General features: G+C 57.6%; 18 protein-coding genes. 10 read left to right on the top strand and 8 right to left on the bottom strand.

Going from position 1 to position 20,322, the window contains the following annotated elements; genetic code table 11:
• Positions 1–236: 236 nt before the first annotated feature.
• Entirely contained in the window at positions 237–1,313 is a 1,077-nt protein-coding gene (lptG, locus tag FKM52_RS03605; protein WP_141174835.1) for an LPS export ABC transporter permease LptG, read from the bottom strand.
• A complete protein-coding gene (gene lptF / locus FKM52_RS03600) occupies positions 1,313–2,413 on the bottom strand; it encodes an LPS export ABC transporter permease LptF (protein WP_141174834.1) in 1,101 nt (366 codons plus the stop codon). The genes lptG and lptF overlap by 1 nt, the downstream gene beginning before the upstream one ends.
• Positions 2,414–2,674: 261 nt before the next feature.
• Between lptF and pepA the strand changes: the two genes are divergently transcribed.
• The 4 genes from pepA to FKM52_RS03580 all read left to right on the top strand — a co-directional run bounded on the left by pepA (position 2,675) and on the right by FKM52_RS03580 (position 8,362).
• Positions 2,675–4,183: a leucyl aminopeptidase gene (pepA, locus tag FKM52_RS03595; protein WP_141174833.1), complete on the top strand. Its 1,509-nt coding sequence runs from the start codon at positions 2,675–2,677 to the stop codon at positions 4,181–4,183.
• A gap of 119 nt (positions 4,184–4,302) precedes the next feature.
• Positions 4,303–4,761 carry a DNA polymerase III subunit chi gene (locus tag FKM52_RS03590; RefSeq protein WP_141174832.1) on the top strand — a complete coding sequence of 153 codons (459 nt, stop codon included), beginning with the start codon at positions 4,303–4,305 and terminating at the stop codon, positions 4,759–4,761.
• Between the two features lie 5 nt (positions 4,762–4,766).
• Positions 4,767–7,622: a valine--tRNA ligase gene (locus tag FKM52_RS03585; RefSeq protein ID WP_141174831.1), complete on the top strand. Its 2,856-nt coding sequence runs from the start codon at positions 4,767–4,769 to the stop codon at positions 7,620–7,622.
• Positions 7,623–7,858: 236 nt separating this feature from the next.
• Positions 7,859–8,362, top strand: a complete 504-nt coding sequence (locus tag FKM52_RS03580) for a GNAT family N-acetyltransferase (RefSeq protein WP_141174830.1) — start codon at positions 7,859–7,861, stop codon at positions 8,360–8,362.
• Positions 8,363–8,421: 59 nt separating this feature from the next.
• Here FKM52_RS03580 and miaE read toward each other — a convergent pair whose 3' ends face one another.
• Together miaE and rraB are read right to left on the bottom strand one after the other, a co-directional pair.
• The gene (miaE, locus tag FKM52_RS03575; protein WP_141175198.1) at positions 8,422–9,195 is read right to left on the bottom strand and encodes a tRNA isopentenyl-2-thiomethyl-A-37 hydroxylase MiaE; all 774 of its coding nucleotides are present in this window, start codon (positions 9,193–9,195) and stop codon (positions 8,422–8,424) included.
• A 68-nt stretch (positions 9,196–9,263) separates the two neighbouring features.
• Positions 9,264–9,683, bottom strand: a complete 420-nt coding sequence (gene rraB, locus FKM52_RS03570; RefSeq protein ID WP_141174829.1) for a ribonuclease E inhibitor RraB — start codon at positions 9,681–9,683, stop codon at positions 9,264–9,266.
• Positions 9,684–9,844: 161 nt separating this feature from the next.
• On the opposite strand from rraB, the gene argF reads away from it, so the two are divergent.
• The 5 genes from argF (at position 9,845) to treC (ending at position 15,141) form a co-directional block, all read left to right on the top strand.
• On the top strand, positions 9,845–10,864 hold the full coding sequence (gene argF, locus FKM52_RS03565) for an ornithine carbamoyltransferase (protein ID WP_141174828.1): 1,020 nt from the start codon (positions 9,845–9,847) through the stop codon (positions 10,862–10,864).
• 237 nt (positions 10,865–11,101) lie between these two features.
• Positions 11,102–12,034 carry an aspartate carbamoyltransferase gene (gene pyrB / locus FKM52_RS03560; protein ID WP_141174827.1) on the top strand — a complete coding sequence of 311 codons (933 nt, stop codon included), beginning with the start codon at positions 11,102–11,104 and terminating at the stop codon, positions 12,032–12,034.
• 10 nt (positions 12,035–12,044) lie between these two features.
• On the top strand, positions 12,045–12,506 hold the full coding sequence (gene pyrI / locus FKM52_RS03555; RefSeq protein WP_141174826.1) for an aspartate carbamoyltransferase regulatory subunit: 462 nt from the start codon (positions 12,045–12,047) through the stop codon (positions 12,504–12,506).
• Between the two features lie 80 nt (positions 12,507–12,586).
• Positions 12,587–12,973 (top strand): 2-iminobutanoate/2-iminopropanoate deaminase, encoded by a 387-nt coding sequence (ridA, locus tag FKM52_RS03550; protein WP_141174825.1) that lies wholly within the window; start codon positions 12,587–12,589, stop codon positions 12,971–12,973.
• Positions 12,974–13,473: 500 nt separating this feature from the next.
• Positions 13,474–15,141, top strand: a complete 1,668-nt coding sequence (gene treC / locus FKM52_RS03545) for an alpha,alpha-phosphotrehalase (protein WP_141174824.1) — start codon at positions 13,474–13,476, stop codon at positions 15,139–15,141.
• A gap of 138 nt (positions 15,142–15,279) precedes the next feature.
• Here the strand turns inward: treC and celB are convergent, their stop codons facing one another.
• From celB to FKM52_RS03525, 4 genes are all read right to left on the bottom strand, one after another.
• Positions 15,280–16,653: a PTS cellobiose transporter subunit IIC gene (gene celB, locus FKM52_RS03540; RefSeq protein ID WP_141174823.1), complete on the bottom strand. Its 1,374-nt coding sequence runs from the start codon at positions 16,651–16,653 to the stop codon at positions 15,280–15,282.
• 44 nt (positions 16,654–16,697) lie between these two features.
• The gene (locus tag FKM52_RS03535) at positions 16,698–17,999 is read right to left on the bottom strand and encodes a 6-phospho-beta-glucosidase (protein ID WP_141174822.1); all 1,302 of its coding nucleotides are present in this window, start codon (positions 17,997–17,999) and stop codon (positions 16,698–16,700) included.
• A complete protein-coding gene (locus FKM52_RS03530) occupies positions 17,992–18,318 on the bottom strand; it encodes a PTS lactose/cellobiose transporter subunit IIA (protein ID WP_141174821.1) in 327 nt (108 codons plus the stop codon). The genes FKM52_RS03535 and FKM52_RS03530 overlap by 8 nt, the downstream gene beginning before the upstream one ends.
• A gap of 99 nt (positions 18,319–18,417) precedes the next feature.
• Positions 18,418–18,723 carry a PTS sugar transporter subunit IIB gene (locus tag FKM52_RS03525; RefSeq protein ID WP_141174820.1) on the bottom strand — a complete coding sequence of 102 codons (306 nt, stop codon included), beginning with the start codon at positions 18,721–18,723 and terminating at the stop codon, positions 18,418–18,420.
• Between the two features lie 327 nt (positions 18,724–19,050).
• Here FKM52_RS03525 and FKM52_RS03520 point away from each other — a divergent pair, with 327 nt between their 5' ends.
• Complete coding sequence (locus FKM52_RS03520; protein ID WP_141174819.1) at positions 19,051–20,172, top strand: SIS domain-containing protein; 1,122 nt, start codon at positions 19,051–19,053, stop codon at positions 20,170–20,172.
• Positions 20,173–20,322: the final 150 nt, after the last annotated feature.

The raw sequence follows: 20,322 nt of genomic DNA, 5'->3' as shown, positions 1-20,322 counted from the left end.
CCCTGTTTTTATTACTTTTTATTTGGCGGGAAACTTTTTTCTCAGCGAAACAGCCAAAATAATATGCCGGGCGCGAACAATAACTCCTTCTCAGCATTACATTTTTAATTAACGCAGCGGTAAGAAAAATCGTAGGCGGGCGAATTTACAATAATTCGAACAGGGCCAGGCGCAATGCGGCCAGAAGAGAGCAGAAGAGATAAACGGGCGCGGCAATCGGCTGCCGCGCCGCAGGGTTAACGACGCTTCATCAGCATCCAGACGCTGATAGCGAAGAAAGCGGCGCTGGGCAGCACCGCGCCCAGTATCGGCGGCAGGCCGTATACCAGGCTAAGCGGACCGAAAATCTGATCCAGCACGTAGAACAGAAAACCGAAGCTGATGCCGGTCACCACGCGCACCCCCATGGATACGCTGCGCAGCGGCCCGAAAATAAAAGAGAGCGCCATCAGCATCATTACCGCCACCGACAGCGGCTGGAAGATTTTACTCCACATATTCAGCAGGTAGCGCCCGGATTCCTGGCCGCTCTGCTGCAAATATTTGGCGTAGTTATGCAGGCCGCGAATCGACAGCGCATCGGGATCGAGCGCCACCACGCCCAGCTTGTCCGGCGTCAGGTTGGTTTTCCATTCGCCGCTGATGCTCTGCTTGCCGGTGATCTGCTGTACATCGTTCAGATCTGATTCATCCACCTGCCCCAGTTTCCAGCGCCGCTTCTCTTTATCCCAGGTGGCGGTCGCGGCGTAGCGCACGCTCATCAGCCGACGCTGGTCATTGAAGTTGTAGATGCTGATGCCGTCCAGCTCATCGCTGCCCTTGATGCGTTCTATATAAATAAAGCTGTTGCCATCTTTCGCCCACAGCCCGGACTGGGTAGAGAGCAGCGAGCCGCCGAGGATCTGCTGAGCGCGGAAGTTGCGCGCCATCTGCTCGCCCTGCGGCGCGACGAACTCACCGATCGCCATGGTCAACAGCACCAGCGGAATGGCGGTTTTCATCACCGACAGAGCGATTTGCAGACGGGTAAAACCAGAAGCCTGCATCACTACCAGTTCGCTGCGCTGCGCCAGCGTTCCCAGCCCCAGCAGCGCGCCGAGCAGCGCCGCCATCGGGAAGAAAATCTCGATATCCTTTGGCACGCTAAGCAGGGTGTAATAGCCGGCGGAGAGCGCGGTATAGGCGCCCTGGCCGGTTTTGCGCAGCTGATCGACAAACTTGATAATGCCGGAGAGCGATACCAGCATAAACAGCGTCAGCATAATGGTGTTAAAGATGGTTTTACCGATATAGCGATCGAGTACGCCAAACATCAGACTGAACCTCCACGCGTAAAGCGGGCGCGCAGGCGCCGCATCGGCACCGTATCCCACAGGTTCAGCACAATCGCCAGCGCCAGGTAGCTCAGGTTAACCGCCCACATCCAGACCGCCGGATCGAGCCGCCCTTTCGCGCCGTTTGACTTCAGCGAGCTTTGCAACAGGAAGAAGATCAGATAGAGCAGCATTGCCGGCAGCATCGACAGCACGCGCCCCTGACGCGGGTTCACCACGCTCAGCGGCACCACCATCAGCGCCATCACCAGCACGGAAAAGACCAGCGTCAGCCGCCAGTGCAGCTCGGAGCGGAACTGCGCCGAATTTTGCTTAAACAGGCTGGGGAAGCTGGCCTGCTCCGCATCGTCAGGATCGAGCGTGGCGGTTTTATAGCCGACGATCGCCTGATAGTTGGTGAAATCGGTAATGCGGAAATCACGCAGCAGCGCGGTGCCCTCAAAGCGGGTGCCCTTATCCAGCGTCACCACCTGCGAACCGTCCGGACGCTGCTCCATATGGCCGCTGTCCGCCAGCACCACCGACGGGCGCGCGTTGCCTTTAGGGCGCAGCTGGGCAAGGAAAACGTGACCAAACGCGTTGCCCTTAACATCTTCAATAAACAGTACGCTGTTGCCGTCGCTGGACTGCTGGAACTGCCCGGCCGCCAGCGCCGCCGCGCCGGGGTTGGCCTTGGCGTTCTGCGTCACCTCGCTCTGGTAACGCGACGACCAGGGGCTGAGCCAGAGTACGTTGACCGCCGCCACCGCCGCCGTCAGCAGCATCAAAAACATCGCCGCTTTGACCAGCACCGCCTTGCTTAAGCCGCAGGCGTGCATCACCGTAATTTCACTTTCGGTGTAGAGCCGCCCCAGCGTCATTAAGATGGCCAGAAACAGACTGAGCGGCAGGATAAGCTGCGCCATTTCCGGCACGCCGAGCCCAAGCAGGGTAAGAACTAAGTTTGTCGGGATCTCGCCGTCCACCGCCGCGCCCAGGATCCTGACGAGCTTCTGACAAAAGAAGATCAGCAGCAGGATAAAGAGTATCGCCAGCTGGCTTTTTAGCGTTTCCCGAACCAGATATCTAATGATGATCACGCTTCGTATGCCTGTGAAAACTTGTCTTTTTGCTGGAAAATCGATAGTTTCAACGCTTATCCGCCATTTTTAATCATCAATGGCCGTGGTCATAGATCTATTGTATGACACAAGCGTTCAGGTGACGTAAAAAATAACAAAGTCACTGAAACACAAACTGACGTCCTTTTACTAAAACGTCGTACGCAACGGCGTAAGCGTTACGAAGCGGTACATTCTAGCCGCAGCCAGCGCCGTTGTCTTTAAGATTCAGGAGAGTGCATGGAGTTCAGTGTAAAAAGCGGTAGCCCGGAGAAACAGCGTAGTGCCTGTATCGTTGTGGGCGTCTTCGAGCCGCGCCGTCTGTCGCCGATCGCCGAACAGCTGGATAAAATCAGCGATGGCTATATCAGCGCCCTGCTGCGCCGCGGCGAACTGGAAGGTAAAGTGGGTCAAACGCTGCTGCTGCATCATGTGCCGAATATCCTTTCCGAGCGGATTTTGCTCATTGGCTGTGGTAAAGAACGCGAGCTGGATGAACGTCAGTATAAGCAGGTAATTCAGAAAACGATTAATACCCTGAATGATACCGGCTCGATGGAGGCGGTCTGCTTCCTGACCGAACTGCACGTTAAAGGGCGCAATACCTACTGGAAAGTGCGTCAGGCGGTAGAAACGGCAAAAGAGACGCTCTACTGCTTCGATCAACTGAAAAGCAATAAAAGCGAACCGCGTCGCCCGCTGCGCAAAATGGTCTTCAACGTACCGACGCGCCGCGAGCTGACCAGCGGCGAGCGGGCGATTCAGCACGGCCTGGCTATCGCCGCCGGCGTCAAGGCGGCGAAAGATTTGGGCAATATGCCGCCCAATATCTGTAACGCCGCCTATCTCGCTTCGCAGGCGCGCCAGCTGGCCGACGCCTGGAGCAATATCACCACGCGCGTTATCGGCGAGCAGCAGATGAAAGAGCTGGGCATGAACGCCTACCTGGCGGTGGGCCAGGGCTCGCAGAACGAATCGCTGATGTCGGTGATCGACTATAAAGGCAGCCCGGATCCGGAAGCGAAGCCGATCGTGCTGGTGGGCAAAGGATTGACCTTTGACTCCGGCGGCATCTCCATCAAGCCGGCTGAAGGCATGGATGAGATGAAATATGATATGTGCGGCGCCGCTTCGGTGTATGGCGTGATGCGCATGGTGGCGGAGCTTAACCTGCCGCTGAACGTGGTCGGCGTGCTGGCGGGCTGCGAAAATATGCCGGGCGGACGCGCCTTCCGTCCGGGCGACGTGCTCACCACTATGTCCGGGCAGACGGTAGAAGTGCTGAACACCGATGCCGAAGGGCGTCTGGTGCTGTGCGACGCGCTGACCTACGTTGAGCGTTTCGATCCGGAAGTGGTGATCGACGTCGCCACGCTGACCGGCGCCTGCGTGATCGCGCTGGGCCACCATATCAGCGGCCTGCTGTCGAACCACAATCCGCTGGCGCACGAGCTGATCGGCGCCTCCGAGCAGGCGGGCGATCGCGCATGGCGCCTGCCGCTGGCCGACGAGTATCAGGAGCAGCTGGAATCGAACTTTGCCGATATGGCGAATATCGGCGGTCGTCCGGGCGGCGCGATTACCGCCGCCTGTTTCCTGGCGCGCTTTGCCCGTAAATATAACTGGGCGCACCTCGATATCGCCGGCACCGCCTGGCGCTCCGGCAAAGCGAAAGGCGCCACCGGTCGCCCGGTCGCCCTGCTGTCGCAGTTCCTGCTGAACCGCGCCGGAATGAACGGCGACGACTAAGCTTGTTTAACCCGGACGCCGTCGTCCTACGGGCGCAGCGGCGGTGCCCGGATGCTTCACTACTGAACCTATTACTATTCAGCGTCTGGCAACGCGCCATACGCCGACAGGCATACATCATGAAAAAGGCCACTTTCTATCTTCTGGAAACCGATGCGCAGACGGACGGCCTGAGCGCGGTCGAGGCGCTGGTCTGCGATTTAGCGGAGCTGCGCTGGCGCGAAGGCAAGCGCGTGCTGATAGCCTGTGAAGATGAACAGCAGGCCGTGCGGCTGGATGAAGCCCTGTGGCAGCGCCCGGCGCAAGCCTTTGTGCCGCATAATCTGGCCGGCGAAGGCCCGAAATATGGCGCGCCGGTGGAGCTGGCCTGGCCGCAGCGTCGCGGCAATGCGCCGCGCGATCTGCTGATTAGCCTGCTGCCGCAGTTTGCAGATTTTGCCACCGCTTTCCATGAAGTGATAGACTTCGTCCCTTATGAAGAATCTTTGAAACAGCAGGCGCGTGAACGCTATAAAGCCTATCGCAGCGTCGGCTTCCACTTGAATACGGCAACCCCGCCACAGCCGCAAACGACATAGCAGAAATGGAAAAGACATATAATCCGCAAGAGATCGAACAACCGCTTTACGAGCACTGGGAAAAGCAGGGCTACTTTAAACCGAATGGCGATGCCAGCCAGGAGAGCTTCTGCATCATGATCCCGCCGCCGAACGTTACCGGTAGCTTGCATATGGGTCATGCCTTCCAGCAAACCATCATGGATACCATGGTGCGCTACCAGCGTATGCAGGGTAAAAACACGCTGTGGCAGGTGGGCACCGACCATGCCGGTATCGCTACCCAGATGGTGGTGGAACGTAAAATGGCCGCCGAAGAGGGCAAAACCCGCCAGGATTACGGCCGCGATGCCTTTATTGAGAAGGTGTGGCAGTGGAAAGCGGAATCCGGCGGCACCATTACCCGTCAGATGCGCCGCCTCGGCAACTCCGTGGACTGGGAGCGCGAACGCTTCACCATGGATGAGGGCCTCTCCAACGCGGTGAAAGAGGTGTTTGTGCGCCTCTATAAAGAGAATCTGATTTACCGCGGCAAACGCCTGGTGAACTGGGATCCGAAACTGCGCACCGCGATTTCCGATCTGGAAGTGGAAAACCGCGAGACCAAAGGATCTATGTGGCATATCCGCTATCCGCTGGCGGACGGCGCGAAAACCGCTGACGGCAAAGAGTATTTGGTGGTCGCCACTACCCGTCCGGAAACCCTGCTGGGCGATACCGGCGTAGCGGTCAACCCGGAAGATCCGCGCTATAAGGATCTGATCGGTAAATTTGTTCTGCTGCCGCTGGTTAACCGCCGCATTCCGATCGTGGGCGACGAGCACGCCGATATGGAAAAAGGCACCGGCTGCGTGAAGATCACCCCGGCGCACGATTTCAACGACTATGAAGTGGGCCGCCGCCACAAGCTGCCGATGATCAATATCCTGACCTTTGACGGCGATATTCGTGAAAGCGCGCAGGTTTATGATACCAACGGTGAAGAAACCGACGTTTACAGCACCGCGCTGCCGGCGCAGTTCCAGAAGCTGGAGCGTTTCGCCGCGCGTAAGGCGATGGTTGCCGCGGTGGACGAGCTGGGCCTGCTGGAAGAGGTTAAACCGCACGATCTGACCGTGCCCTATGGCGATCGCGGCGGCGTGGTGATCGAACCGATGCTGACCGATCAGTGGTACGTACGCACCGCCCCGCTGGCGAAAGTGGCGGTGGAAGCGGTAGAAAACGGCGATATCCAGTTTGTGCCGAAACAGTACGAAAATATGTATTTCTCCTGGATGCGCGATATTCAGGACTGGTGTATCTCTCGCCAGCTCTGGTGGGGCCATCGTATTCCGGCGTGGTATGACGCCGAAGGCAATGTCTACGTGGGCCGCAGCGAAGAAGAAGTGCGCGCGGAAAACCAGCTTGACGCCGGCGTAACGCTGCGTCAGGACGATGACGTGCTGGATACCTGGTTCTCATCCGGCCTCTGGACCTTCTCTACCCTCGGCTGGCCGGAGAATACCGAAGCGTTGCGCACTTTCCATCCCACCAGCGTGCTGGTGAGCGGCTTCGATATTATCTTCTTCTGGATCGCGCGCATGATTATGCTGACCATGCACTTCATTAAGGATGAGAACGGCAAGCGGCAGGTGCCGTTTAAAACCGTCTATATGACCGGTTTGATCCGCGATGAGGAAGGCCAGAAGATGTCGAAATCAAAGGGCAACGTGATCGATCCGCTGGATATGGTGGATGGCATTACCCTTGAGGCGCTGCTGGAAAAACGCACCGGCAATATGATGCAGCCGCAGCTGGCGGAAAAAATCCGCAAGCGCACCGAGAAGCAGTTCCCGAACGGCATCGAACCGGCGGGCACCGACGCGCTGCGCTTTACCCTGGCGGCGCTGGCTTCAACCGGACGCGATATCAACTGGGATATGAAGCGCCTGGAAGGCTACCGCAATTTCTGTAATAAGCTGTGGAACGCCAGCCGCTTCGTGCTGATGAATACCGAAGATCGGGACTGCGGGCAGAACGGCGGCGATATGACGCTGTCGCTGGCGGATCGCTGGATTCTGGCGGAGTTCAATAATACGGTGAAAGCCTATCGCGAAGCGCTGGACAGCTATCGCTTTGATATCGCCGCCAATATCCTGTATGAGTTCACCTGGAACCAGTTCTGCGACTGGTATCTGGAGCTGACCAAGCCGGTGATGCATAACGGCTCTGAAGCGGAGCTGCGCGGCACGCGTCATACGCTGGTAACGGTGCTGGAGGCGCTGCTGCGTCTGGCGCACCCGATTATTCCGTTTATTACCGAAACCATCTGGCAGCGCGTGAAGGTGCTGAAGAACATCAGCGCCGATACCATTATGCTGCAGCCTTTCCCGGCCTACGATGCAGCACAGCTGGATGAGGCGGCGCTGGCGGATACCGAATGGCTGAAGCAGGCGATTGTCGCGGTGCGTAATATTCGCGCCGAGATGAATATCTCTCCGGGCAAGCCGCTGGAGCTGTTGCTGCGCGGCGCCAGCGTTGATGCGCAGCGGCGCGTAAACGAAAACCGCAGTTTCCTGCAGGCGATGGCGCGTCTGAGCGAGATTACGCTGCTGCCGCAGGGCGATAAAGGCCCGCTCTCGGTGACCAAACTGGTGGACGGCGCCGAGCTGCTGATCCCGATGGCAGGTCTGGTGGATAAAGCGGCGGAGCTGGAGCGTCTGGCGAAAGAGCTGGCGAAAGTCGAAGCCGAGATGGAAAAAATTGAGTCGCGTCTGGGCAATGAATCTTTCGTCGCCCGCGCGCCGGAAGCGGTAGTAGCGAAAGAGCGCGCCCGCATGGCCGAGCTGGAGCAGGGCAAAGCTAAGCTGATCGAGCAGCAGGGCGTGATCGCCGCGCTGTAATCGCCACGCTTTTTGCCGCTACCGGCCGGCTTGCTTCCCTACCCCGTCAGCATTCGCCGACGGGGTATTTTTTTGCCCGGCGCACGGCGGTAGCCGCATTACGCTCTATTTGCGCTTAACGGCAAAGCTTTTCACTGATTACGCAGCCGCTGAATTTTTCTCAATGCCGCAGAGATTGCATCCCCCGGTCAGCGATGTTATTACACTGTTTTCGTTTCTCGACCCAGGCCAGACGTATGACTATCGCCACCGACACTTCGCTGCGCATTCGCCCTATCCGCGAGGCGGATAATCCCTTTGTTGCCCAGGTTATCCGCCACGTATCGGCAGAGTTCGGCCTGACCGCCGATAAGGGCTATACCGTTGCCGATCCTAACCTTGACCGTCTGTTTGAGCTGTATAGCGAAGCGAACAGCGCCTATTGGGTAGTGGAGCTGGAGGGCAGAATCGTTGGCGGCGGCGGCATTGCGCCGCTGCAGTGCAGCGCGCCTGATATCTGTGAACTGCAAAAAATGTATTTTATGCCGCAGCTGCGCGGGCGCGGGCTGGCCTGGCGGCTGGCGCTACAGGCGTTTGATTTTGCCCGTGAGCGTGGCTTTAAGCGCTGTTATCTGGAAACTACCGCCAGCCTGACCCAGGCAATCCGGCTGTATGAGAAGCTGGGCTTTCAGCATATCGATGGCCCGCTGGGCTGCACCGGCCACGTTGATTGTGAAGTAACCATGTTAAAGACGCTGTAAGAGACCTGCTCGCCTGCTGTCGGGCATCGCGCTGGCGCGGGCGAGAGGTTGCGCGCTTTTTACTGGGTCAGCCGCCAGGCGGGCACGCCGCTGTGGAAGCGCAGTTCGTGATCCGGCTCCTGGATCAGGCGCGCTTCCGTTGCGCCGATAAGACGCACGCGCGCGCTGATATCAAAGGGAGCAATGCGCGCCGCCAGCGCCAGATAATCCTGATAGTGGCGCGCCTCGGAGCGCAGCAGCGACAGATAAAATTTCGCCAGTTCCTCATCCAGATAAGGCGCCAGGCTGGCAAAGCGCTCGCAGGAGCGCGCCTCAATATAAGCGCCGCAAATCAGCTTATCCACCAGCGTCAGCGGCTCATGGGTGGTCACTTCACGCATCAAACCTTTGGCGTAGCGGCTGGCGCTGATTTTCCGATATGGGATGCCGCGCGCCTGCATAATCTCCCACACCTGATAAAAATGGTGCAGCTCTTCTTTAATCAGCAGCACCATTTTATCCAGCAGCTCATCGCCCCACGGGATATCGTTGCGGGCGATAATGCGCTTCGACAGACTTTTATGCGCTTCGATAAAGCCGCTGTCGCGATCTTCACGGTAAATAAAAGCTTCATAGGGCTGGAGCCAGGCGAGTATCGCGTCGCCGCTCGGCTTATCCGCCACATACTTACGGATCAGCCAGGTCGCGGTCTGGGCCGCCTTGAGTTCGCAAATCATATGATCGGTGAGCAACAGCGGGAGATGTTGCGCTTTACGCGCCTCATCAAGCCAGAGCTGAGGCGTGCGGCAGTGCAGAAACTGATGAATGGGAGCAAGCAGATCGGCGTAATTCATGGCATAGCTACGGTTAAAAGCGCGCCGCATCCACAGCGCGCCGGATTAATCAGGAAAGAAGCGGCAAATTAGTGGCGAACGCCATCGTCATCGGCGTCCAGGTAGTCGCCCTCTTCATCCTCGTCCTCGCCGTCCGGATCTTCGAAGTAGGTGCCCCAGCCGTCATAATCAACGTTGTGTTTGCCCGCCAGATTAACCAGCTGTTCAACCTGCGCGTCAATCAGATCGACATTGAGCGCCAGCTCGCTCAGGATATCCACGCACATCACCGTGGTGCCATCCTCCAGCTCCAGCTCTTCCGGCTCGGTCACTTCATAACCCAGCTTAAAGGCATCTACCGCCGCTTTTTCCAGCGCGTCGAAGCTGTCGCAGGAGAGATGATGCTCAATGGTATAAAGCGCATCAGGATCGCTGCCATCCTCCAGCAGCTCTTCAACAATCGCTCTGGTCTCTTCGCGCTGCTCTTCCAGCAATTCTTCATATGCCATGATGGGTTCCTCAGTATGTGGCAAACATTGTGATTATTTTCCCACACTGCCGTTCGCGCCACTACACAAAAGCGAAAGTTTATTGTACCTGGGGTTGAAAATGAATATTCATACGTTTAAATTGAATTTAAATTCATTCATCAACAGACAAGGAGTGCTGCATGAGCCAGTTCTATCAACGCCATTTTCTCAGGCTGCTCGATTTCACCCCGGCAGAAATCAATGCGCTGCTGGCGCTCGCCGCTGAATTAAAAATTGCGAAAAAAAATGGCGATGAAGTTCCGCAGCTGCGCGGTAAAAATATTGCGCTCATCTTCGAAAAAGAGTCGACACGCACCCGATGCTCTTTCGAAGTTGCCGCGTATGACCAGGGCGCGCGCGTCACTTACCTTGGCCCCAGCGGCAGCCAGATCGGCCATAAGGAATCGATTAAAGATACCGCTCGCGTGCTGGGGCGCATCTATGACGGCATCCAGTACCGCGGTTACGGCCAGGCGGTAGTGGAAACGCTGGCGCAGTACGCGGGCGTGCCGGTGTGGAACGGCCTGACCGATGAGTTTCACCCTACGCAGCTGCTGGCCGATCTGCTGACGATGCAGGAGCATCTGCCGGAAAAATCGCTGCGGGCGATGACGCTGGCCTACGTCGGCGACGCACGCAACAATATGGGCAACAGCATGATGGAAGCCGCCGCGCTGACGGGCCTCGATCTGCGCCTGGTGGCGCCGAAAAGCTGCTGGCCGGATGAGAGCCTGGTGGCGGAATGCCAGGCGGTCGCCAGCCAGAACGGCGGGCGCATTACCCTGACGGAAGATATTGCCGCAGGCGTGCGCCAGGCCGATTTTATCTATACCGACGTCTGGGTCTCCATGGGTGAGGCGAAAGAGCGCTGGCAGGAGCGCATCGCCCTGCTGCGCGATTACCAGGTGAATATGGCGATGCTGCAGCTTACCGGCAATCCGCAGGTGAAATTCCTGCACTGCCTGCCGGCGCTGCACGACGATCAAACCACGCTCGGCAAGCAGATGGCTGAACAGTACCAGCTGCACGGCGGTATGGAAGTAACCGATGAAGTCTTTGAATCGGAGCACAGCATCGTGTTCGATCAGGCGGAAAACCGGCTGCATACCATTAAGGCGGTGATGATCGCCACGCTGGCGAAACCGGTGGAACAGGCGTAGCGCAAACGATTAACCGGCGCGTTTTTTTGCTTGAAGCCGTGAACTGAATGCGTATAATGCCCGACAATTTGCCGGGAGGATCTATGCAGCTGAGCAGTAAAATACCTAGCGCTTTTCTGTGCCTGAATACAGGCGTAGCGCCCGTTTCCTTCCGTCAGTTACCGATCGTAAGAAAGCCCCTCATTGCAGGGGCTTTTTTTTCGTCCTTAATCCGGCATGCCTAAAGGAGAGCGACGCATGAACCCGCTGTATCACAAGCATATTATCTCGATTAACGATCTCAGCCGCGAGGAGCTGGAGCTGGTGCTGCATACGGCGGCCAGCCTGAAGGCCAATCCGCAGCCGGAGCTGCTGAAGCATAAGGTTATCGCCAGCTGCTTCTTCGAAGCTTCAACGCGTACCCGCCTCTCCTTTGAAACGGCGATTCATCGCCTGGGCGCGTCGGTGGTCGGCTTTTCCGACAGCAGCAATACCTCGCTGGGCAAAAAAGGCGAAACGCTGGCCGATACCATCTCGGTGGTCAGCACCTACGTTGACGCCATTGTGATGCGCCACCCGCAGGAAGGCGCCGCCCGTCTCGCTACCGAATTTTCCGGCAATATTCCGGTGCTGAACGCCGGCGACGGCGCGAACCAGCATCCGACCCAGACGCTGCTCGATCTGTTTACCATTCAGGAGACCCAGGGCCGCCTCAGCAACCTTAACGTGGCGATGGTAGGCGACCTGAAATATGGCCGCACCGTGCACTCGCTAACCCAGGCGCTGGCGAAATTCGACGGTAACCGCTTCTTCTTTATCGCGCCTGAGGCGCTGGCGATGCCCAGCTACCTTACCGATATGCTGGATGAGCAGGGGATTGCGTGGAGCCGTCACGACAGCATCGAAGAGGTGATACCCCAGGTGGATATCCTGTATATGACGCGCGTACAGAAAGAGCGCCTCGATCCTTCCGAATATGCCAACGTCAAAGCGCAGTTCGTGCTGCGCGCCGCCAGCCTGCAGGGCGCGCGCGACAATATGAAGGTACTGCATCCGCTGCCGCGCGTGGACGAAATCACTACCGACGTGGATAAAACGCCCTACGCCTGGTATTTCCAGCAGGCCGGCAACGGCATTTATGCGCGTCAGGCGCTTCTGGCGCTGGTACTGAACAGCGATCCGGTTCTGTAAGGAGGAGAAAATGATGCAAAGTAAATTACAGGTAGAAGCGATCAAGCGCGGTACGGTAATCGACCATATTCCGGCACAGATAGGCTTTAAACTTTTGACGCTGTTCCGCCTGACGGAAACCGATCAGCGCATCACTATCGGTCTTAACCTGCCCTCCGGCGCGCTGGGACGCAAAGATCTGATTAAAATCGAAAATACGTTCTTAACCGAAGACCAGGTCAATCAGCTGGCGGTTTATGCGCCGCACGCCACGGTTAACCGCATCGACGATTACCAGGTGGTAGCCAAGATCGTGCCGACACTGCCGGATCGCATCGAACGCGTACTGATCTGCCCCAACAGCAACTGTATCAGCCGCAGCGAGCCGGTCTGTTCCAGCTTTAAGGTAAGAAAGCGCGATCAATCCGTACTGCTTAAATGCAAGTATTGCGAGAAAGAATTTGCGCACCAGGTCGTGTTGGCAAACTGGTAATCACTTTTCGTCTCCCTATAATGGAGGCGAAGCGGCGGGCAGACCGCCCGTCCGCAACAGGTCATTAATCAGGAGAAGCTATGTCACGCGAAATCAGCACGGAAAATGCCCCAGCCGCTATCGGCCCGTACGTACAGGGCGTGGATCTTGGCAGCATGATCATTACCTCTGGTCAGATCCCGGTGAATCCGAAAACCGGCGCGGTTGCTGACGACGTTGCCGCGCAGGCGCGTCAGTCGCTGGAAAATGTTCAGGCGATCGTCGAAGCGGCCGGCCTGAAAGTAAGCGATATCGTGAAAACCACGGTGTTCGTAAAAGATCTCAATGACTTTGCCACCGTTAACGCCACCTACGAAGCGTTCTTCAGCGAGCACGGCGCGCCCTTCCCGGCTCGTTCCTGCGTGGAAGTAGCTCGTTTGCCGAAAGATGTAAAAATTGAAATTGAAGCGATTGCCGTACGTCGCTAAGCGTCTGTCCTGCTAAATGCGCAAGGCCGAGCCTGTTAAAGACGCGGCCTTGGATGCGCCATATCCTTGCTTCAACCGCCGCTTAGCTGCCGCCGCCCCGTTATCTTCCCGCGTTTTTTACCCGTCCCGTAGCCCGCGCGCCAGGCAAGGTTTAACCTTTTTTGCGGCATAAACAGGCTTTTTATCGCCGCTGCGGCCTGCTTATGCTCGGCAAAAGCGGCGTAATATGGCGCAATCAGCGGCAGCGGAAAATTTTTGCAACATCCCTACAGAGACTTTTACCCGCGCCCCTGAGCGGCGCAGAGGCGTTGCTACTTTATGAAGCGCCAGCCTTTTTTGCCCGGACGCCGGTGGCAAAAAGTGGCTTTTTCGGTGAATTCAGCTTTCTCCGGCGTGTGGTAATCGTAAGGAATAGCTAACCTTATGGTGGAAGAAAAAAAGAAACTTTTTCGATAAAACGGGCGGAGGTTTTCGCCCCGATAAGCAATCAGGACTGAGCAATGAATAAAACTCCACCATGGTGGCAGAACGGCGTCATTTATCAAATCTATCCCAAAAGTTTTCAGGATACGACCGGTAGTGGCACAGGCGACCTGGCCGGTGTGATTCAGCGTCTGGACTACCTGAAAATGCTGGGAGTTGACGCCATCTGGCTGACGCCCTTTTATATTTCACCGCAGGTTGATAACGGCTACGATGTGGCGAACTATACCGCCATCGATCCCGCTTTCGGCACGATGAGCGATTTCGATCATCTGGTTGAACAGGCGCACAAGCGCGGGCTGCGCGTTATCCTCGATATGGTGTTTAACCACTCTTCTACGCAGCATCACTGGTTTCACGAATCGCTGAATCCGGAAAGCCCCTATCGCGACTACTATATCTGGCGGGACGGCACGCCAACCGAACCGCCGAATAACTGGAAATCCAAATTTGGCGGCTCCGCCTGGCGCTGGCATCCGGAGAGCAATCAGTACTATATGCACCTCTGGGCGCCGGAGCAGGCGGATCTCAACTGGGAAAACGATAACGTGCGCGCCGAGCTGAAGCAGATCGTTAACTTCTGGGCCGATCGCGGCATCGACGGGCTGCGGCTCGACGTGGTGAACCTGGTTTCCAAACATCAGGATTTCCCGGACGATCCCGACGGCGACGGCCTGCGTCTCTATACCGACGGCCCGCGCATTCATGAATATATGCGTGAAATGAGCCGTGACGTGTTTCGGCCGCGCGAGCTGATGACGGTGGGCGAGATGTCATCCGCCACGCTGGAGCACTGCCAGCAGTACGGTTCGCTGGCGGGCGACGAGCTGTCGATGGTGTTCAGCTTTGACCATGTCGAGGTGGATTTCCGCAACGGTCAGAAGTGGACGCTGACGCCGCTGGATCTGGTGGCGCAGAAGAAGATTTTTACCCACTGGCAGCAGGGAATGTACAACCGCGCCTGGAACGCGCTGTTCTGGTGCAATCACGATCAGCCGCGCGTAGTGTCGCGCTGGGGCGACGATGGCGAATATCGCGTTGCTTCGGCGAAAATGCTGGCGCTGGTGCTGCATGGCATGCAGGGCACGCCCTATATTTATCAGGGCGAAGAGCTGGGAATGACCAATCCGGGCTTTACCCGCATCATTGATTACCGTGATATCGAAAGCCATAACATGTACGCCGAGCTACGTACCCAGGGGCGCGATAGCGAAAACCTGCTGGCGATTCTGGCCAGCAAATCGCGCGATAACGGACGCACGCCGATGCAGTGGGACGCCAGCGAGAACGCCGGCTTCACCGACGGCACGCCGTGGATCGGCATGAGCCGTAACTACGAAACCATTAATGCGGAAGCGGCCGTCGCCGATCCCGATTCAATCTTCTATACCTATCAAAAGCTCATTCAGCTGCGTAAACGCTACCCGATCCTGACCTGGGGCGACTATCTCGATCTGCTGCCGGCGCACGCTTACCTGTGGTGCTATCGCCGCCAGCATGAAGGCGAAACCTTAATCGTGGTGGCTAACTTCAGCCGCGATGCGCAGGCGTGGCACCCGGAAGAGCCTTTCGGCGAAGAGTGGGAGGTACTGATGAGCAACTATTCCGATGCTAAACCGGCGCCGGGCGAAATGATGCTGCGTCCCTGGGAAGCCGTATGGTGGTATCAGAAGAAAAACCACTGAGTTAAACAAGGCGACGGAAGAACGGCTACGCGCCGCTGGAAACCCCTGGCGGCATCAATAGAGAAACTGCCGGGCTAAACAAGGCGGCGCGCCTTTTGCCGCGCGCCGCCGTTAAGGATGAAGGTAACCTGCCGCCGGCTACGCCTGGCTTCCCTCCGCCATTACCGTCTCCGCCGCGCGCTTTTGCGCCGCCACGCTTGCCGCCGCCTGCTCTTCGCGCCATTTTTGCTTATCCCAGGCGCGGAAGAAGGGGTAGTAAATAACCAGCGAAATGCCGAGGTTAATCGCCTGCATCACGGTGCCGGAAATATGTCCGCCGGTGGCGAGATAGCCGCTGAAGAAAATCGGCGTGGTAAACGGCAGCGCAATCCCGGCGGGCGGCGCCACTAATCCCAGCGACATCGCGCTCCAGGTGACCAGCACCAGCACCACCGGCGTCAGGATAAACGGCAGGAAAAACCAGGGGTTCATCACCAGCGGAATGCCAAACACCAGCGGCTCGCTGATATTGAATAGCGCGCCCGGCGCGGCGATTTTTCCCAGCTGTTTCATCTGCACGCTGCGGCTGCGTAACAGCATAAAGATAACCAGCCCCAGCAGCGCGCCGGTTCCGCCTGGCGCAATCCACAGATCGTAAAACTGCTGCGTAATAATGTGCGGCACCGGCTGATTATGCTGAAAGGCGGCAAAGTTTTCCGTCATATTCGCCAGCCACACCGGCTGGATAAATACCAGCACGATAGCATCGCCATGCAGGCCCAGCGTCCAGAGCACGCCAATCAGAATTACCGAGAAGATCATCCCCGGCAGCGTTCCGCCAACGTGATGCATCGGAATACCGATAATGGTGCTGATCATGGTGTTGATATCGCCAAAAGGCGATGCCTCTACCGCCAGACGCAGCAGCAGCACAAAGGCCAGCACGCAGAAGCCGGGGATCAGCGCCAGGAAAGATTTCGCCACCGCGGGCGGTACGCCCTCCGGCATACGGATCACCAGATTGCGCGCGCTCACGAAACGATAAATCTCCGTCGACAGCAGCGAGATCACGATGGCGACGAACAGCCCCTGGCTGCCAACCAGATTCACCGGGATTACGCCATCGACGATTTTCTGCGCGGCGCCCTCTACCGGGGCGAACAGCGTATGCTGCGGGATGGTCATCATAAACGCCACCAGCGCCAGCGCGCCGCTGGTCAGCGGATCGAGCGTGCGGTATTTTTCCGCCAGCCGATAGGCGATGCCGAAGCTGGAGATAATGGCCATAATATCGTAGGTGGCCTTTACCGGATAAAGCAGCTTATCGCGCCAGGCATCGCCAAACAGCCCCGCCATCATCTGCGCCCAGGCGGGGATCGGCAGGTAGGCGAAAATTAAAAAGAAGGAGCCAATCAGCATAAACGGCATGTTTAAAATGATGCCGTCACGAACGGAAAGCACGTGCTTTTGCCCGGCAATCTTCAACGCGGCGGGCATGACGTAACGCTCTATCAACGATCTTTTGCCATTCATAGTTTTCCCTCTCGTGTTACGAGATGATGGTTGCCAGCGCGCGCTTACTGAAACTGCGGCAGCCAGGCCTTATTGATTGCCAGCACTTCCGCCAGCAGCGCCTCTGCGGTGCTTAAATCGCCGATCAGCGGGTTAGTGACCAGCGCCAGCAGCGCGCTGTCGCGATCGCCATGTACCGCCGCTTCAATCGTCAGGCGCTCAAAATCTTTTACCTGCTGCGTCAGACCGTTCATCGCGGGCGGCAAGCGGCCAAAGGCGAGCGGATGCGCGCCCTGCGCGTCGATCAGGCAGTTGGTTTCCACCACCGCGTCGTCGGGCAGCCCCTGGATAGCGCCGTTGTTGCGGCAGTTAACCACCATCTCCTCGCCGCTGTTGGTGTGGATGCTGCGGATGAGATTAACCGCCACTTCGGAGTAGAACGCTCCGCCGCGGAAATTAAGCTGTTCCGGCTTACGATCGAGCTGCGGATCGGCATACAGCTGAAACAGCTCCGTCTCTACCTTCATCACCTGCTCGGCGCGGGTGCCCGCGTTTTTCGCCGCCTCGATCTCCTCCGTCAGCATGGCGCGCGTTTGCCAGAAATAACGATGATAGGGACAGGGGATCGCCTGCAGCGCGCGCAGGAAACTGGCGGGCCAGGGCACTTCCTGAATATTGTTCATCGACAGCGCATGGCCGGCGCACAGCATATCGATAACCTTGCCGGTAACGTCTTTGCCCTGCTGCATCACCTGATGCACCCAGACCATATGATTCAGCCCGGCGAAGCGCAGCTTGATCTGCTCATGCGGCGCTTTCAGCATATCGGCGATCATGTGATGCATAGTGACCGGCACGTTGCACAGGCCGATAATTTTTGCCCTGCTGTAGCGAGACACCGCTTCGGTTACCATACCGGCGGGGTTAGTGAAGTTGATGATAAAGGCATCAGGCGCCAGCGCCTCCACGCACTTCGCCACCTCCAGCAATACCGGAATGGTACGTAACGCTTTGGCGAAGCCGCCGACGCCGGTAGTCTCCTGCCCCAGCATCTGATATTTCAGGCCGAGACGCTCATCCGCCGCCCGCGCCGCCAGCTGGCCGACGCGTAGCTGGGTCAGCACAAAGGCGGCGCCCTGCACGGCGCCCTCCAGCGCGAAATGCACGCTGACTTTCACCTGCTCCAGGCCGTTGCGCTTCAGCATACGCCGCGTCAGCGCGGCGATAATTTCCACCTTCTCGCGCCCCGTTTCGACATCCACCAGCGCCAGCTCCGTAACCGGCAGCTGCTGATAATGACGGATAATGCCTTCCATCAGCTCCGGCGTGTAGCTGCTGCCGCCGCCAATAACCGCAATTTTAAGCATGCTGCTCTCCTGAAGTAGGTAAACGACGGTACAGCTCGATCAGGTCAGCGCTCAGATCCTGGATGAGCATGGCGTTCATCAGGTGATCCTGCGCGTGCGCCAGGATCAGCGTCATCGTCAGCTTACCGCTGCCCTCATCCATACCGATTAGCGTGGTTTGTATACGATGCGCCTCGCTGACCGCCGCGCGGGCGGCCTGCTGCGCCTGTTCCGCCGCGGCGAAATCCCCCGCCCGCGCCTGGCGTAAGGCGGAAAGCGCATGGCTGCGCGCGCTGCCGGCGTGAACCAGCAGTTCCATAATGATATTTTCCTGCTCCATCTTTATCTCCATGCTGAAACTGGCATGCAGGAAGCCCCGCGCCGTTAAGGCGCGTTTGCTTCACTGGTTAAGCAATTTACCGGCGGAGCGCCGGACTCATCAGGACGGTAGCAGCGCCAGCGCTTTATCCAGCACCTTATCGCCGCGCATGGTGCCGTAATCCATCATATCGATTACCGCAACCGGCTTGCCGAGCGGCGCGGCCAGCTCGCTCAGGCGCGCAGCCTCATACTGCACCTGCGGCCCCAGTAAAATAACGTCGGCATCGTCGATGATGCTGTCAAACTCGGCAACCGGTACGGCATCAATCCGCACCGTCAGCTGCCGTTTTTCCGCTTCCGCTTTCATTCTGGCCACCAGCATGCTGGTAGACATACCCGCAGCACAGCAAAGAACAATATGCATAGCGTTTCCTCCCTTTAAGGTGTGCTCAAATATAAGCCAGAGAGCGCCAGCGCTGTAAATACCCCGCGCCGCAGGTTTTGTATGCTGAAAATTTCAACCTGATGATTATTAAAGAATTTAATAAAAATTCTTATGAAAATAATTTTCATAGCTGTGATCGAGGTAGCGTTTATCCTGCCAGTCGTTCTTATTCATAAAATTAAATTACAGTAAAATCAAAGAGATAACATACCAGGTATAGCTGATGAAAAATTCTTAATGAAAATAATTTTCATAACGCTATGCTGCTAAGATCGTTAATACAGCACAACAGGAGTTTCTTCCCCTATGGATCTGGTGTGGCAACTGGAGAACAGCCTGCAAGGGCTGCCTCAGCAACAATCACGCGTGGCGCGCTTCGTGCTGGAGAACCTGCAATTTTCCTGCAGCGCTACGCTCGAACAGCTGGCGCAGCAGGCGGGCGTCAGCGCCGATACCCTCTCCGCCTTTGCCCGTTCCGTAGGTTGTCGCGATATAGACGATTTTGTGCAGCAGCTGCGCGCACTTCAGCACCACAGCCCGGAGACGCATCGGGTACAGCCGGCCATCGCCGGCGACGTTGATTACGCCGGCACCGCTTCGCTGGAGAAGCTGGCGGCCAGCGCGGGCGTCAGCGCCGATACCGTGAAGCGCTTCGCCCGCTCTATCGGACGCGAAGATTTTGACGATATCCTGTTTCAAATCGGTAAGCGGCTCAATGAGCTGAGCCAGCAGGAAGCGCGCGTGGCGCGCGCGGTGCTGGCAAACGTCAGCTTTGCCGCCTCGGCGACCATCGACCAGCTGGCCAGCCACGCCGGCGTCAGCCCGGCCACCATTACCCGCTTCGCTAAATCAGTCGGCTGCGAAGATATACGCGAGCTGCGCATGAAGCTGGCGCAGGCTTCCGCCAGCCATTCGCGCTATATGGCGCCCGGCGCCGCGCCGCTTTCCGCCGGCGAACGGCGGCTGGCGGAGGTTCAGCAGGTTCTGCAACAGCAGCTGCAGCAAACTCCCCCTTCAAACTATGCCGAAGCGGCTCAGCTGCTGCGTCAGGCGCGCAACGTCACTATTTTCACCGCTGGCGGCAGCGAGACGATATATGGCCTTCAGGTGCAGCAGCAGCTGATGGCGCAGGGCGTTACCAGCACGCTCAGTCAGGAAGCCCATTTAATCGGCATTAACGCCGCGATGCTTAGCGCAGATCAGGCGCTGTTGATTATCTCTCTGAGCGAATCGGATGCCAGCTTACGCAACGCGGCGCTGCTGGCCCGCAGCCGTAATGTTCCGCTGGTGGTACTGGCCTGCGCCACGCATCCGCTGGCGGCCCTCGCCGATATCCTGCTGGCGCTGCCGGAGGATCCGTTGCTGGCGCGCTACGGGCTGTTGATGACGCTCGATCTGCTCAGCGCGCCAGCCGCCAGCGCCCGCTGAATTTCTCTCCGGCAACCCGCGTCGCCGTTTATTTTTTAATCAAAAGCGGCGAGGGTAATCCTTTTCTGTGATTACCGTTTAAGTTTTCAACCGCCATCGGCGATCTTTGTCCTGCGTCAAAAAAAGCACGGTTAAATAAGGCGAAAACAC

This window comes from Mixta tenebrionis (genome assembly GCF_006517625.1).
In the GTDB taxonomy this organism is placed as follows: domain Bacteria; phylum Pseudomonadota; class Gammaproteobacteria; order Enterobacterales; family Enterobacteriaceae; genus Mixta; species Mixta tenebrionis.
This window is presented reverse-complemented; position numbering and strand designations above follow the sequence as displayed.